The sequence below is a fragment of the Arthrobacter sp. MYb213 genome (assembly GCF_002979915.1).
Lineage (GTDB): Bacteria > Actinomycetota > Actinomycetes > Actinomycetales > Micrococcaceae > Glutamicibacter.
On the sequence record NZ_PCQA01000004.1, the window covers coordinates 361,276 to 377,165 of the forward strand.

The following is a 15,890-nucleotide window of genomic DNA, read 5'->3' on the forward strand; positions in this document are numbered from 1 at the left end:
ACGGACCAGTGCAGTACAAGGGCTGGCTAGTGATCGGTGACCGGTTCGTGTGTTGCTAACAATCCATCAACGATGAATAGCACGGAGTTTAAGATGGTTTCGCGGTCCTCTGGGTTCATCGAGGCGGCACGTAGCCGCGCCGAGAATAGCGCCGCACCAAAGAGCGCGGTAGCCACCGGTTCTTTTTCTTCTTGGCCTAAAACAACTATCCGGTCTATGACTTCAATAATTGTTGAGGTCACCCGGGTATAGACCGGGGTGATCTGTTCTCCCCAGTCACTTTCGGGGCTTAGCTGTTCACTGATCCAGATTTGTGCGAATGAAGGATATTTCTCGACAAAATCAATGGCGATTGTTGCCATGGTGCGTAAGGCATCCCGAGGTTCGGCGAGTGTGGACGCCTCGTCTAGCTGGGCAACTAGCATGTCAGCACCGAACTCCAAGACTTGACCAATCATCTTGTCTTTGGAACCAAAGTTGTAATACACGGTGCCCTTGGATACCCCAGCAATTTGTGCGATTTCGTCTACCGAAACTGCGTTGGGTCCGCGTGCCCCGAGCAGCTGCATTGATGCCGCGAACAGTCGCTCCTTGGAATCAGTAACCCGGGTACGGGGGCGCGAGTTAGGTGATGCGGTCATACCGTCAGCTCCGGTTGTAACGTCTTTAGTGTCCAGGTCTTATGCTTGCGCACTGCCAAGAAACTCAACAGTAGCCCCAGCACCATGTATCCGATCACCGGGAGGATAGTACTAACAAGCATACTCAGATCAGCACCATAGATCACGTGCCTTAGCGCTGCCACCACATTGCTCATCGGGAGGATTTGGTGCAAGAACTGTAAGGGGGCCGGAAGTGTTTCCCACGGGAACGTGCCTCCGGCAGTCACCAACTGGAGAACCATCAGCAGCAGCACCACAAATTTACCTGCGGCACCCATCAGAGCACAGATGCCTTGAATCAATGCACTGAAGCAAAGCGAAGCTAGCAGTAGTAGGGCCCAGGTCAGCCACGGGTGTACCGGATCCAATCCGATAGCGAAAACTACCACCGCATATAAGGCGGTGCACTGAATAACGGAGATGAAGGCAAAGGGAAGCCACGCCCCGAGAGCGATCTTCCAGCTTCTACCATTAGAAGCCAACGCGCGATTATTGACCGGGCGCATGACCTGGGTAAGGATGAATGTGCCAATCCAGGTGGCTAGGGTCATGAAGAACGGTGCCAACCCTGCACCGTATGCGCCCGCTTTGGTTTGGGCGTTCGAGTTCACTCGCAGCGGGTCACCGATCACGTCTGCTAATTGATCAGAAGCAGTCGAATCCGGATTTGGTACCTGATCTACGCCGTCGTCTAGTCCCTTGGACAGGTCGCCGGAACCATCCTTAAGCTCGTGAGCGCCGTCGCCGAGCTTACCGACACCTTCATCAAGACTGATCAACGAGTCATGCAAGGTACCTGTTCCGGTAGCGAGTTCCTGGGCACCTGCATTTAGTTTTTTGCTGCCTTGTGCGGCTTCCTTGGTTCCCGACAGAGCAGATTTTTGCCCGTCTTCTAGGGTCGAGGTGCCAGCGGCCAATTTTTGCGAGCCATCGGCAAGCTGGCTACCACCATTTGCTGCCGAGGAGATTCCGTCCACAAGAGCTGGCACCGAGGCGTCCAATTTTTTGGTGCCCTGCGCGAGGGTGTGTAATCCGCTGGCTAACTGTTTATTGCCGTCGGCAACTTTTTCCGAACCTTCCGCGAGCTGGTTCAGGTCTTCTTGCGTAGAGCTAAGTTTTGCGTTGACATCTTTGACCTTGCTATTGAGCTGCTGGGTAACCGTTGAATTTTGTACGGTGGATTTCAGCTGCGCGGAGATCTGATCTGCTTGCTCTTGCGTCAGAGTGCCTGCGGTGACTTGAGCATTCAGGAAGTCAGCGGTGTTCTTCTCTACTTGATTCAGCCGCGTTTCGGCATCGGTCTGCAATTCTTGGATCACGCTCATAGCGTCGTCCGCGGTGGCGCTGAGTTTCGCGTTGCCATCGGCTACCTGCCGAGAACCTGTGGCTAATTGGTCAGCCGAGGAGGCTGCCTTCTGGGTTCCGTCGTTAAGCTTAGAGACCGAGCTAGGCAGGGTAGATGTTTTTGATTCTAAGGTGTTTAGACCCTTGCTCAGTGTCTGGGCTCCTGAATTTAGCTCGGTGCTGCCCTTGGAGAGCTCGTGGGTACCAGAGACTAGCTTGTCTTGGCCGTCGGTCAACTTTCCTAAGCCAGTGGACAGGGTGCCGGTACCATCATGGAGCGCCTGTGCGCCGTCTTCAAGTTTGGCTCCGCCGGTGACTAACTGCGCGGTGCCATCTTGTACGGTGACCACACCATCGGAGAGCGTAATGGTGCCATCATAGAGTTTCTTGGCCCCATCGGCGGCTTCGCCCATTGATTTGTGGATGTCGACAAAGCCAGCAATCATGCCTTCAGCAGTTTCGGTTCCAACTTCTTTTGACACCGAATCTCGTACCTCGGTGGCCAGGGTTTTGGCGAAGTTACTGGCCATGAAGTTATTGGCATCATTTGTGGTCAGCTCGAGGTTTGCCGCATTGGCTTTTTTCATCTCGGCGGGGGAGGTGAGGGAAGCTGAAAAGTCTTGGGGGATGGTCATCGCGAAGGCATAGTCGCCATGGGCAACACCATCAGCGGCAGCCTGCTGTGAGTCAACTACTTCCCAGTCGAAGGTGGAGTCTTTCAAGAGGGATTCGACTACCTCGTCACCCACCTTCGTGGCTTTCCCGTCTCGCTCGGCTCCATCATCGAGGTTCACCAAAGCAGTTTTGATGCCACTGAGGTTTGATTGTGGGTCCCAGTTGCCATAGAGGTAGAGAGCCCCGTAGAGCAGCGGTACGCAGGTTACCGCGATCAGCGCCAATTTGGGCAAGGTTCCACGGGTCATGCGCTTGAGCTCAGAGAGAGCAAGTCCCAGAGTCGTCATGAGTTAGTCCTTTGGGGTGGATGATTTTGCTGCAAGCTCGGCTTCTTCTTGCGCAGGAGGTTCAGGTACTTCGGGTGCTTCGGGAGCTTCGCGGTGAAGCGGTGAAGATTCCAAGAGCTCGGCAGTATTTTGCGGCTCGGATTCTTTGACCATTTCAGAGGTGGTATCCGTTGGAGGGGTGTAATCCTCAAGCGCCGCAGGCTCCGCTGAGCTGGTTGTTTCTACGAACTCGGTGTCCGTGGGTTCGTCCGTCGGTAGTTCCGGTGCCGGCTCGACATCGACCTCGTGGGCCTCCGGATCATTTTCAATCTGTGGGACGGTCGCGGTTTGTAATGCCGAGTCGTCGATGGTGGCTGTTTGTCCGGCGAATACGACGGGGCCCTGCCAACTATCAGGGATTCTAGAAACTACGGCGATGACGGTGAGCTGACGACGTGTATGGGTTAGTTCTTCCAACGATTCCAGCCATGTCGGTTCGTCGATGCCGTGGCGGTCCGGAGAATCAAAAACCAGACAATCGGTGTCGTGGTTTTCTAAGGCAAGCTGCGTAAGCAGGTCTAAGCGGGTCTGTGGGTCGATAGCGTCGATCCAGTCTCCGGCGAGGTGCTCAAAACCGTGTTTGGCTAACCACTTCTTGCTTTGCGGGCGGCGCCAGAAAGGTCCGGGAACTAGAGATAGATCCTCGCTAACGACGTCTCGGACCTTCAGGTGGGCCTCGGGCTCGTTGACTTGCGGGGAGTCAACGAGCGCACTGTGTGCGCGTAGCGTTTTCATGCCAGGCGCCGTAGACCACTGGACAGTCCCCGAACTAGGGCTCATTCGCCCAGAAAGCATCAGGGCGAGAGCGGTGCGCTCAAGCTGCGCATCGGCAACCACAAGCAATAGCGCACCTCGCTCGACTGCCAGGGAGGTTTTGTCGACGAGCTGGCCGTGGCGCCCTTTGAAGCTCAATGAATTAGCAATTAACACACTTTAATACTAATTGAACTGACCGGTCAGTTCAATTAGTGTGAAAGTTTATTTACTCACCAGTAGACGTGACGCGCGTCATGGTCTTGGATGGTTCATGGACCGACAACCGGAAACCATCCGATGATTCATCCTGAATTCATTAGTGGCTGATTGAATCGATTGCGGGTCAACCGAGCGCTACCGCGCTGGGGTACTTACAACGAACTAGGACTATCCATGAAGAAACGCACCACGACAGCCTTTGTGGCGACCTGTCTAGGAACCGCATTGGTTGCTGGAATGATGGCGCCTGCCTCGGCGGCTGGAACCGGTAATGAACTGACCGAGATCGAAGAGATCCAGGGCACCGGAAGCGCCACAGAAATGGCCGGCATGCAGGTAAGTGTTCGAGGGGTGGTCACCGGGGCCTACGCAGAAGGTGGAATCCGAGGCTTCTACATCCAGACGGCTGGTTCGGGAAGTGAGATCTCTTCGGCTGGCAGCTCAGCGATTTTTGTGTATTCGGCTGGTGTCGCGAAGGTGGCGGTAGGTGATCATGTTCAGGTCTCTGGTGAAGTTGCTGAATACTACGGAATGACTCAAATTAGCGCTACGACTCAGGATGTTGAAGTGCTCACCGAGCCGGCGGAAGCGATCAAGCCGCTGGCTATCGATATTCCTGACACGGATGCTGCACGTGAACGATTTGAAGGAATGCTGATTGACCCACAAGGTCAATGGACCGTTGCTGATAACTACAGTCTGAATCAGTATGGGGAGATTACCCTGGCCGAAGGCACCAGTTCGATACTCGACGGAGAGCGCACCCTGCGTCAGGCCACCGACGTCTTCGCGCCCGGAAGCGATGAAGCCAAGGCCTTGGAAGCCGAAAATGAATCTCGCGCATTGATTTTAGATGACGGTGCCACCTTGAATTTCTTGGGTGCCGCGGCGAACAAACTCGTTGAAGTACCCTACATTTCGGCGTCGGAGCATGTCACGGTAGGCAAAAGTGCGACCTTCACCGCTCCGGTCATCATGGATTACCGCTACGACCTGTGGCGGCTGCAACCACAGGGGCAGGTAGTAGGTGCTCAGGATTCCGACATTCCGGTGAGCTTTGAGCAGGTAGCGAACGAAGCCCCTGCTGAGGTTGGCGGAAACGTCAGTGTGGGTAGCTTCAACGTATTGAATTTCTTCACCACCACCGGAGACCAGCTTCAGGGGTGCAATTACTACACCGATCGTGAGGGGAACCCGATTTCGGTGCGCAGTGGTTGTGATGCTCGTGGTGCTGCAGACGCCGAAAACCTAGCACGCCAGCAGTCCAAGATCGTTACGGCATTGAACAAATTTGATGCAGATGTGGTGGTTCTTGAAGAAATTGAAAATTCGGCCCGTCTTGGCCAAGACCGTGACGCCGCCTTGCAAATCTTAGTGGATGCGTTGAATCAGGCTGCCGGCACAAAACGCTGGAGCTTCGTCCCTAGTCCAGCGGAACTTCCGGCTGACGAGGATGTCATTCGTACTGCCATGATTTACCAGCGTGATGCGGTGAAGCTCATTGATGAATCGGTAGTGCTTGACGACGCTGCCTTTGATAATGCACGTGATCCGCTAGCCCAGGCATTCCAGCGTGTAGGTGGTAACTCTAAGACTCGTTTCCTTGTAGTGGCGAATCACTTCAAATCCAAAGGTTCTGACCCCAAGGATGGCTCCGAGAACGCAGATCAGGGTGATGGTGCAGGAGCGTGGAACGCCGCACGCGTCGAACAAGCCGAAGCCTTAGTGGATTTCGCTGAAGGGCTGAAGAAGAAACGAAACACCAACAAGGTGCTGTTGGCCGGTGACTTCAATTCCTATTCGGCCGAGGACCCTATTAAGGTGATGACTCGGGCTGGCTATGTTGATTTGGGCGCGAAGGCGAGTACTCAAAGCTACCTCTTTGGAGGTCGAACTGGGTCCCTGGACCATGTGCTCGGGTCGGCAGAAATTGCACCGTCGGTGACCGGAGAAACAATCTGGAATATCAACGCGACGGAGTCCGTGGCCTATGAATACAGCCGCTATAACAACAACGTGGCTCAGTTGTTCTCCCCTGACCAATTCCGCTCCTCGGATCATGATCCGGTGCTTGTTGGACTTCAGCTGAACAAGAAGTAGAGGTGGTGAATCCGGCGGATCAACGTTGATTCGCCGGATTTTCTTTGGAGAAAAATTATTTACCGCCCACTGACGAAGTCCCGGATCGAATAAACCATTTGACCTGTCTTCTTTTAGCCGTTGGTTGAAAATAAAGAACCTCCAAAGGGTAAGGGTTGCGCAGTGATTTGAGGTTCGGTCTTGACAACGGTTTGTGATCGGGCAGAATATTGGGAAGATGATTTGTGAGAGCGCTCACACGGTGTTTGCTTTAGGCGCTTTTATGCTTCATGGCCCGGTAGAAACTTGAAAAGGTGGATACCTGTTCTACTCTGAGAGCGCTCTCATTTTGGATGTGACAGAGCCTCTCGACCTCTTATACCCGCACTGACACCTGGAGACATCATGAAAACCTCGAGCAAAACAAAGCTCGCGCAATCGGTCGCACTGTTAGGCACTCTTGCCTTGTTGGCGACAGGTTGCAGCAACGCCGGCAATGCCCCGAAGGCGGACGCGGCATCGACAGACAACCCGGTCACCCTGACGGTCACGACTTTCGGCGCGATGGGCCTGGACGGCTTGTACGAAAAGTATGAAAAGGAAAACCCCGGCGTCACTATCGAAGCAACTAACATCGATACCGGTGGCAACGCGTTGGTCGATTGGAAAACCAAGCAGGCTTCAGGTGCCGGTCTTCCTGACATCCAGGCAGTCGAAGAGGGGTGGCTAGGACAGGTTATGGCCGTCTCTGATTCCTTTAGCGATCTGCGTGACTACGGAATAGAAGATCTCAAGTCCCAGTGGGTCGACTGGAAAGTTGAGCAGGCAACTGACAAAGACGGACGCATCATCGGCTACGGCACAGATATTGGCCCGGAAGGAATTTGCTATAACTCGAAACTCCTTGAAAAAGCCGGTATGCCATCCGAGCGTGGGGAATTTGCTGAATTCATCGGTGGACAGGATTCCACTTGGGAAGACTACTTTGCCGCTGGTAAAAAATACGAAGAAAAAACCGGAAAGGCATGGTTTGATCAGTCCGGGTTTGTCTGGAACGCCATGGTCAACCAACTCACCGAAGGGTATTACAAAAAGGACGGGTCGTTGAATATTGACGGCAACGCCGAACTGAGTAACCGCTGGAAGATGTTGGCGGATGCTACCGAAGCAGGATTGTCGTCCGGACAGACCCAATGGGACTGGGGCAAAGGGCAAGCTTTCTTGGATGGTTCCTTCGCCACCATGCCATGCCCAGGTTGGATGCTAGGCAACGTCAAGGGGCAGGTTGAAGGTGCAGGTGGCGACGCAACCTCGGGTTGGGACTTCGCCGGCGTCTTCCCAGGTGGACCAGCGAACTGGGGAGGAACCTTCCTCACCGTTCCTACCACCTCGAAAAATCCAGCCGAAGCAGCCAAACTCGCTACGTGGCTGACCAGCGCACAGCCTCAGGCGGCAGCATTCGAAGCAGCCGGAACGTTCCCAAGCAACCTTGAAGCCCAGAGCTCCGAGCAGGTTACTGGAAGCAATGAACTGACCAAATTTTTCAATGATGCTCCGATCGGTCAACTACTGGCCGAACGTGCAGAGGGTGTGAAAGCACAGTTCAAGGGAGCCGATGATTCGGTCATCCAAGAGCAGGTTTTTGGTCCAGCGACGATCGCTTTGGATGGTGGCAAGGATGGACAAGCCGCATGGGATGAAGCTATGTCGACCATGAAGAACTTGGACATCAAGTAATCACCACCGGTAAGCCGGCTGAACCATCGGCCGGCCTATTGGGAAAGAGAAATCGATAATGAGCATCATGACCAACAATGCTTCGGACGCCACAGGAGCTGCTGTGCCACCAGGGGAGCCAACCCCTGACGCGGTTCATCGCGCCGGTGATCCGGTGCAGGAGAAGAAAATGCGTCGCCGGCACCGCTGGGGACAAATTGATTTCAAATACTCGCCGTATCTTTATGTCTCACCGTTCTTTATTCTGTTCGCGCTGGTCGGACTCTTTCCGCTGATCTACACCTTCGTGGTTTCCATCAATGACTGGGATCTTCTCGGAGGAGCCGGCGAATGGGTGGGCCTAGATAACTACGTAGCCGAAATTAGCTCTCCGCTCTTTTGGAACTCACTGTTCAACACGTTCAGTATCTTCCTACTCTCGGCCATTCCGCAGTTGCTCGTAGCAACGTTCATCGCGGCCATTCTGGATCAGAATATCCGCGCGAAAACGTTCTGGCGGATGAGCGTACTGATTCCCTACGTAGTCACTCCTGTAGCTGTCACGCTAATCTTCTCCTCGGCTTTTGATGAGAAATACGGGCTAATCAACAACCTGCTCCAAACCATCAATATTGATCCGGTGGCCTGGAAGAGTGAAGTAATTCCATCCCATCTAGCCATCGCGACCATGGTGAACTGGCGTTGGACTGGGTATAACGCACTGATTCTCTTGGCCGCCATGCAGGCAGTTCCCCGCGAACTGCACGAATCGGCAGCAATCGACGGGGCCGGTTCACTGCGTAGGTTCTTCGCAATTACTTTGCCAAGTATCAGGCCCACAATGATCTTTGTCGTCATCACCGCAACCATCGGTGGACTACAGATTTTCACCGAACCAAAACTGTTCAATCCCAGCAGTTCGGTGCCTGGCGGCCCCGAACGCGAATACCAGACCACAGTGCTCTACCTATGGGATCTAGCATTCAACCGCGGCGACTTTGGAAGGGCCTCTGCGGTTGCATGGATGTTGTTCTTGATCATTATCCTGATCGGATTGATCAACTTCTTCCTGTCGGGTTCCATTGCTTCATCTGCCGAAGGAGGAAGTCGTAAAAACCGTCGCCAACAACGCATAGCGCACAAACACGCGGTGCAAATGGCTCAGTCAAAGATTGCTTCAAACGGTATGCCCGGCTCAAATGGAACAGCTGGCGAAAAGGGCGGAGAATCCCATGAGTAGCGCAACGTTAGCTAAAACTACGGCAGCTAAAAAGTTTGGCGCCAAAGGTAAAAATTTCTCGATGGACCGACGTCCTGGATTTCTTACCTATGGCTTATTGATCGCATTTTTCCTGGGCAGCACCTACCCATTGTGGTATTCGCTGTTGATCGGTTCAAATACAGGAGCGGTGTTCGCCTCAACTTACCCACCGCTGTTACCTGGCGGCGCGTTCTGGAAAAATGTTGCCGAGGTTTTTAACACCATTGATTTCTGGGGAGCTCTAGCAAATAGCATCCTCGTCTCCTCGGTCATCACCCTTTCGGTGGTCACGTTTTCCACCTTGGCCGGATACGCATTCGCTAAGCTGCGTTTCCGTGGGCGACAGGGGTTACTGGTTTTCGTGATCGCGACTCTGGCCGTCCCAACGCAACTGGGTATTATTCCGCTGTTCATGGTCATGAAGGAATTCGGTTGGACCGGTTCGCTAGGGGCGGTTATGGTCCCCACCTTGGTTACCGCTTTCGGTGTGTTCTTCATGCGCCAATATTTGGTGGACGTAGTGCCCGATGAACTGATCGAGGCCGCCCGTATTGACGGGGCGAGCATGATCGGAACCTTCTGGCATGTGGGAGTGCCGGCGGCGCGCCCAGCAATGGCTATTCTGGCGCTCTTCACTTTCATGACCGCATGGACAGACTATCTCTGGCCAATGCTGGTAGCACCACAAAACCCCACCCTGCAGGTGGCCCTGAGCCAACTGCAATCTGCAAAATACGTGGACTACACGATTGTGATGTCCGGAGCCTTGATGGCCACCATCCCGCTGTTATTGCTATTCGTAGTGGCGGGCAAACAACTTGTATCTGGAATTATGGCAGGAGCTGTAAAGGGCTAATGACGAAACATCTATCTGAAAACTTTGCTTGGCCTAAAGAATTTCTTTGGGGCTCGGCCACCGCGGCCGCGCAAATCGAAGGAGCGAGCCACAGCTACGGTAAAGAAGACTCCGTCTGGGACGCATTCGCACGAAAAGAAGGGGTCATTGCAGGAGGAGATAATCTCAAAGTAGCAGTGGATCATTACCACCGGTATCAGGAAGATGTGGGGCTGATGCGCGAGCTCGGCCTAGACTCCTACCGATTCTCCACCAGCTGGGCCCGCATCGTTCCAGGAGGGCGAAGCGTTAACAGCGAAGGTCTCGATTTCTATTCACGGTTGGTAGACGAACTGTTGGAGAACGGGATCCTGCCGTGGCTGACTCTTTACCACTGGGATATGCCCCAAGCACTTGAAGAACAAGGTGGCTGGACCAACCGAGACACCGCCTATAAGTTTGCCGAGTATGCCGAAGCGGTCTATGCAAAGCTCGGTGACCGGGTGAATCACTGGACGACGTTTAATGAACCTTTATGCTCTTCACTTATTGGATATGCCGCAGGCGAGCACGCACCTGGACGCCAAGAACCGGCGGCGGCTTTGGCAGCGGTGCACCATCAGCATCTGGGCCATGGGCTTGCGACGCAGCGATTGCGTGAACTTGGTGCGCAAGAACTTGGTATCACCCTGAACCTCACCAATGCGGTGCCCAACGACCCTACTGATCCCGTGGATTTAGAAGCGGCACGACGGATTGACGCACTATGGAACCGGATGTTCTTAGATCCGTTGCTCCGCGGTTCATATCCTGAGGATCTTTTACAAGATGTCGCCGGACTGGGACTGGCCGAAGTTATCCAGCCAGGTGACTTGGAAATCATCCACCAGCCCATCGACTTTTTGGGTGTGAACCACTATCACGATGACAATGTCTCGGGACATCCGTTGATAGGCGATGCTCCTGAGGCTGTCGTGCCCACCGACGCTCCTAAATCCTCACCCTTTGTGGGCAGTGAATACGTGACTTTCCCGAGCCGGGACTTACCGCGTACCGCTATGGGTTGGGAGGTCAACCCGCAGGGTCTGCGGGTGCTGTTGAACCGGTTGAATGCTGATTATGCGGATCTTCCAGCGCTGTATATTACCGAAAACGGAGCCTCTTACACCGATGAGTTGTCGTCGGATGGAATAGTGGCAGACACCGAACGCTGCGACTACATCTTTGACCATCTGGACGCCGTCGCGGGTGCAATCGAGGACGGGGTGAACGTCCGCGGGTATTTCGTATGGTCATTGTTGGATAACTTCGAATGGGCTTGGGGGTATCAGAAGAGATTCGGCATTATCTATGTTGATTATGAAACGCAGGAGCGCATTATTAAGGACAGTGGTCGGGCCTACGCAGGACTGATCGCAGCCAACCGTACAATGGCATAGCATCGGTGCGTGGCGTTTAGTCAAGCGCCACGCACCACACACTAGTAATAAGGAATAACCCAGCTACCGCGAAGAAGTCACGATGCCCGAACCACGTAAACAACAGCCAACGCTGGAACTCGTCGCCGAGCGCGCAGGAGTTTCACGAGCAACCGTTTCACGCGTGGTCAACGGTTCTGACAAGGTCAAAGCAGATGTCGTGCGCGCGGTGGAGAAAGCCATCGCGGAACTAAACTACGTTCCCAACCGGGCGGCTCGTTCTTTGGCGCAGGGGCGGACTAATTCCATAGCTTTGGTGATCCCGGAGAGCACTGCCAAATTTTTCGCAGACCCATATTTCGCCTCGGTGATTCAAGGTGCTGCAATGTATCTGAGCACTACAGAATTCACGCTTTCTTTGCTCATTGCCACGGAATCAGATCCGGCAAAAACCAGCAGGTATTTGCGTGGCGGAAATGTTGATGGTGCGTTAATACTTTCGCATCACGCCGACGATAGTTCCTATAGCGAATTGGCCGGCTCATTGCCGTTGGTTTTCGGTGGCCGTCCGATGAGTAACGAAAACGGAAACGTCTTTGTTGTCGACGTAGATAATGCTGCAGCTGCCCGCAAGGCAACCGACGCGATGTTAAAAACCGGGCGGAAACATCCAGCAACGATTTCCGGACCACAAAATATGGGTGCCGCTATTGATCGCCAACGAGGTTTTGAACAAGCGGTCCAAGAAGCGGGTTTGCCCGCTGGCCCAGTAGCAGTCGGTGATTTCACCCCCGATAGTGGCGAAAGTGCCATGCGAGAATTGTTGGCAAGCGGAGCAAAAATCGATTCGCTATTCGCTGCCAGCGCGCAGATGGCCTTTGGCGCGATGAAGGTAATCGCTGATGCCGGACTGTTGGTGCCAAGTGACATTGCTATTTCGACTATCGATGATGACTCATTTGCGCGAAATGCTTCGCCTGCACTGACCACCGTGGCGCAGAATGCAGAGGAGCAGGGAGCGAAAATGGCAGAGGTAGTTGTCCAACGAATCAATGGGGAATCTGTGCCCGAGCGAATCATCATGCCCACAAAACTTATTTTGCGTGGATCCCACGGCGTCTAAATAAGTGCACGTACTTAAACAAAAAATCCCACTCGATTGAGTGGGAATTTTTTTGGTGCGCCCAGAGGGATTCGAACCCCCGGCCTCCTGTTCCGTAGACAGGCGCTCTATCCAGCTGAGCTATGGGCGCATATTCAATTGTTTGTCGCCTTGACGACTCCAGTAACTTTACACCAGATTTTCTGCCAGAAAAAACCATTTGATGGCAAAGTGCGGTGATTCACAAAAACGTCATTCTAGCTCTATAAATGGAGGCTGACCGGCAAAGGGAGAAGTGTGGTGCGGTGACTTTTGGTCAACAGTTAGCCATCATTGGGTGGATTGGTGCCGGCTGCCAGAATGCATATCCTGGAGCGCGAAAGTTAACGAGCAAAGGCTCCACCGAAGTGGAGCCTTTGATTTTTTTGTGCGCCCAGAGGGATTCGAACCCCCGGCCTCCTGTTCCGTAGACAGGCGCTCTATCCAGCTGAGCTATGGGCGCATATTTAGTTAGTTTGTTTCGCTCTCACGAACCTCAAATAACTATACAGAGGAATTTCAATCCCGACAAATCGACACCGGAACCTACCGAAGGTAGATGAACAGAAGGTTATGTGAAGAATTCAAAAGGGTACCGGTATACGTGTCCTTGGTCACAGTAAAAGGGTATTGTTCATACTAAAACCCCCGAAATTTCGGGAAATTTATCTTACCGATTCTCACATTTGCTCGTTGCTGAGGATTGGATCACACAAATTGATTGGTTCTCAACCCCTAGCCTTGATTTATTGACAAATTCAGCCCAATGGAGGGAATGGATAATGAGCACGAGCTCCGATCAGAACGTTATCAACGCAGCACCAACCACGCACGCAAAGTTGGCAGCCTGGGTTGAAGAAGTTGCCGCACTGACGAAGCCCGATCGTGTTTATTGGGTCGACGGGTCCGTTGAGGAGAACGACCGTCTGACCGCCGAACTGGTTGAGGCAGGCACGCTGGTCAAGTTGACCGACCCGAACTTCCCAAATTCTTACGCTGGCGCCTCGGATCCCAAAGATGTGGCCCGAGTCGAAGAGCGCACCTTCATCTGCTCGAAGAAGGAAGAAGACGCAGGCTTCACTAATAACTGGGAAGACCCAGAAAAGATGAAGTCGATGCTCAACGGACTGTTTGACGGTTCGATGCGCGGACGCACCATGTACGTCATCCCATTCGTCATGGGCCCACTGAACGCCGATGAGCCAGCCTACGGTGTCGAAATCAGCGACTCGGCTTACGTCGTCGCTTCGATGCGCATCATGGCCAAGATCGGTAATGAAGTGCTGCGCAAGATGGAAGCCGAAGAAGCATTCTTCGTTCCAGCCTTGCACTCGGTCGGTGCGCCGCTTGAGCCAGGGCAGGAAGATGTGACCTGGCCATGCAACGAAGACAAATGGATCGTGCACTTCCCGGAAGACCGCGCCATCATGTCCTACGGTTCGGGCTACGGCGGCAACGCACTACTGGGTAAGAAGTGCTACTCGTTGCGTATCGCCTCTGTAATGGCTCGTGATGAAGGCTGGCTTGCTGAGCACATGCTCATCTTGAAGCTGATCAGCCCACAGAACAAGGCCTACCATATTGCTGCGGCCTTCCCATCGGCTTGCGGCAAGACCAACCTGGCTCTGCTGGATCCAACCATTGACGGCTGGAAGACCGAAACTTTGGGCGATGACATCAACTGGATGCGTATCGGCAAGGATGGCGAGCTGCGCGGTGTGAACCCGGAGTACGGCCTATTCGGTGTTGCACCTGGCACCGGTTGGTCCACCAACCCGAACGCCATGCGTGCGATCACCAAGGGCAACTCAATCTTCACCAACGTTGCGTTGACCGACGAAGGCGGCGTGTGGTGGGAAGGTATGACCGATGAGACTCCGGCACACCTTATCGACTGGTTGGGCAATGACTGGACTCCTGAGTCCGGCCGTCCGGCAGCGCACCCTAACTCGCGCTTCTGCACCCCAATCGACCAGGTCGACATGCTCTCCGAGGATTACTTCTCGCCTAACGGTGTGAAGATCGACGCGATCCTCTTCGGTGGACGTCGTAAGACCACCATTCCATTGGTCACCGAGGCACGCAGCTGGACCAACGGTATCTTCATGGGCTCAACCCTGTCCTCGGAGACCACCGCTGCCGCCTCCGGTGCTACCGGTGTGATCCGCCGCGACCCAATGGCAATGTTGCCATTCATTGGTTACAACGCTGGCGATTACCTCAACCACTGGGACAAGATTTCGGCGAAGCTCAACCCAGAGCAAATGCCAAAAATCTTCTTGGTCAACTGGTTCCGTCGCAATGCAGAAGGTGGATTCGCATGGCCAGGGTTCGGCGATAACTCGCGCGTACTAAAGTGGGCCATCGAGCGTATCGAAGGCACCGCAGATGCCAAGGAAACCATCATCGGCAACGTGCCGACCGGTGATTCCCTGGACATCAGTGGTCTGGAGAACTTCACCCCGGCAGACGTTGAAGCCGCAGTAGCGGTCAACAAGGACGAATGGGCCACCGAGGTCGAGGGCATCGAAGAATGGTACGCAAACTTCGGTGACGCGCTACCAACCTCGCTGCGTGCAGAGCTTGATGGTTTGAAGGCTCGACTGAACGACTAAGCCTGACTCACTAAAGATCCTTTGGGAACCGCACTTTCGGTACCCAAAGGATCTTTTTTGTCGTTAAGAACTAAGCGGATGCCGTGCTGCCGGGATGGAACCGGTCCGAGGTGTAAATTAGTGCGCCAAATGCGATCAAAGCGCTGACCAGGGCGGTCAGTGCAAAGGCTAGCGCCGAACCGGCCCCGGACAGACCCACTAGCGGCGTGGCTAAAGCGCCAATGAGGAACTGCGCGGCACCTAGCAGAGCAGAGCCAGAGCCAGAAACTTCGCGGACCTCATTTAGCGCCAGCCCGGTGGTATTGCCCATGGTGAAACCGATGGCAGAGACGAACACAAAAATTACCGCAGCGAGAAGCAGGCTACGCACCTGGAGCAGCGCCAGTACTAACAGCAGGACAGCGGAACTGAGCAGTACGCTCAAGGCCACCGTAATGGTCCGGCGCAGCGGAACGCGACCCACCAGGCGTGCGGAAACTAGCCCGGAGAGGATTAGTCCCACCGCGTTGATACCAAAGCACAGCGCATAGTCTTGAGCGCGCAACCCCATCACCGTCTGATAAAGGAAGGGTGATGCGGAAACATAGGCCATCATGGCACCAAATGCGAAGCCGAACTGGACCAAATAACCGACAAAACGTCGGCGACTCAGAGCTACCTTCAGTGGTGCAAAAAAGTTGCCGGTGGAGCGCGCCGAAATAGCGTGTGTTTCGCGATAGATCACCAGTGCGCCGACAACCATCAGTAGTGCTGCCGCGGCCAACACCCATAACACCAGACGGAATCCTCCCAGTGCGCCCAAATTGGCCCCTAGAAGGGGTGCCACGGCTGGGGCGAAAAGTC

11 protein-coding genes and 2 tRNA genes are annotated in these 15,890 nt (G+C 54.1%); 7 read left to right on the plus strand and 6 right to left on the minus strand.

All coding sequences use genetic code 11. From position 1 onward, the window contains the following. Positions 1–26 precede the first annotated feature (26 nt). Genes CQ011_RS11950 through CQ011_RS11960 form a run of 3 tightly spaced genes read right to left on the minus strand, consistent with a single transcriptional unit; the run spans position 27 to position 3,937 of the window. Positions 27–641, minus strand: coding sequence for a TetR/AcrR family transcriptional regulator (locus CQ011_RS11950; RefSeq protein WP_105677938.1), 615 nt, complete (start codon positions 639–641; stop codon positions 27–29). Further along, complete coding sequence (locus CQ011_RS11955) at positions 638–2,968, minus strand: YhgE/Pip domain-containing protein (protein WP_105677939.1); 2,331 nt, start codon at positions 2,966–2,968, stop codon at positions 638–640. Before CQ011_RS11955 ends, CQ011_RS11950 begins: the two co-directional genes overlap by 4 nt. Before the next feature lie 3 nt (positions 2,969–2,971). Continuing rightward, a complete protein-coding gene (locus tag CQ011_RS11960) occupies positions 2,972–3,937 on the minus strand; it encodes an ABC transporter ATP-binding protein (RefSeq protein ID WP_105677940.1) in 966 nt (321 codons plus the stop codon). A gap of 219 nt (positions 3,938–4,156) precedes the next feature. On the opposite strand from CQ011_RS11960, the gene CQ011_RS11965 reads away from it, so the two are divergent. The 6 genes from CQ011_RS11965 to CQ011_RS11990 all read left to right on the plus strand — a co-directional run bounded on the left by CQ011_RS11965 (position 4,157) and on the right by CQ011_RS11990 (position 12,414). Continuing rightward, positions 4,157–6,082 carry an ExeM/NucH family extracellular endonuclease gene (locus CQ011_RS11965; protein WP_105677941.1) on the plus strand — a complete coding sequence of 642 codons (1,926 nt, stop codon included), beginning with the start codon at positions 4,157–4,159 and terminating at the stop codon, positions 6,080–6,082. Between the two features lie 384 nt (positions 6,083–6,466). Next, the gene (locus CQ011_RS11970) at positions 6,467–7,798 is read left to right on the plus strand and encodes an ABC transporter substrate-binding protein (RefSeq protein WP_105677942.1); all 1,332 of its coding nucleotides are present in this window, start codon (positions 6,467–6,469) and stop codon (positions 7,796–7,798) included. Between the two features lie 169 nt (positions 7,799–7,967). Then, on the plus strand, positions 7,968–9,017 hold the full coding sequence (locus tag CQ011_RS11975) for a carbohydrate ABC transporter permease (RefSeq protein WP_105678052.1): 1,050 nt from the start codon (positions 7,968–7,970) through the stop codon (positions 9,015–9,017). 61 nt (positions 9,018–9,078) lie between these two features. After that, positions 9,079–9,894 (plus strand): carbohydrate ABC transporter permease, encoded by an 816-nt coding sequence (locus CQ011_RS11980; protein WP_286161187.1) that lies wholly within the window; start codon positions 9,079–9,081, stop codon positions 9,892–9,894. Next, a complete protein-coding gene (locus tag CQ011_RS11985) occupies positions 9,894–11,312 on the plus strand; it encodes a GH1 family beta-glucosidase (protein ID WP_105677944.1) in 1,419 nt (472 codons plus the stop codon). Before CQ011_RS11980 ends, CQ011_RS11985 begins: the two co-directional genes overlap by 1 nt. 82 nt (positions 11,313–11,394) lie before the next feature. Then, a complete protein-coding gene (locus tag CQ011_RS11990; RefSeq protein ID WP_105677945.1) occupies positions 11,395–12,414 on the plus strand; it encodes a LacI family DNA-binding transcriptional regulator in 1,020 nt (339 codons plus the stop codon). A 53-nt stretch (positions 12,415–12,467) separates the two neighbouring features. Here CQ011_RS11990 and CQ011_RS11995 read toward each other — a convergent pair. Next, positions 12,468–12,544 (minus strand) — tRNA-Arg (locus CQ011_RS11995). Positions 12,545–12,821: 277 nt separating this feature from the next. Continuing rightward, positions 12,822–12,895, minus strand: a tRNA-Arg gene (locus CQ011_RS12000). A 319-nt stretch (positions 12,896–13,214) separates the two neighbouring features. Here CQ011_RS12000 and CQ011_RS12005 point away from each other — a divergent pair. Further along, complete coding sequence (locus tag CQ011_RS12005; protein WP_105677946.1) at positions 13,215–15,047, plus strand: phosphoenolpyruvate carboxykinase (GTP); 1,833 nt, start codon at positions 13,215–13,217, stop codon at positions 15,045–15,047. A 70-nt stretch (positions 15,048–15,117) separates the two neighbouring features. Here the strand turns inward: CQ011_RS12005 and CQ011_RS12010 are convergent, their stop codons facing one another. Then, positions 15,118–15,873, minus strand: a complete 756-nt coding sequence (locus CQ011_RS12010; RefSeq protein WP_105677947.1) for an MFS transporter — start codon at positions 15,871–15,873, stop codon at positions 15,118–15,120. Positions 15,874–15,890: the final 17 nt, after the last annotated feature.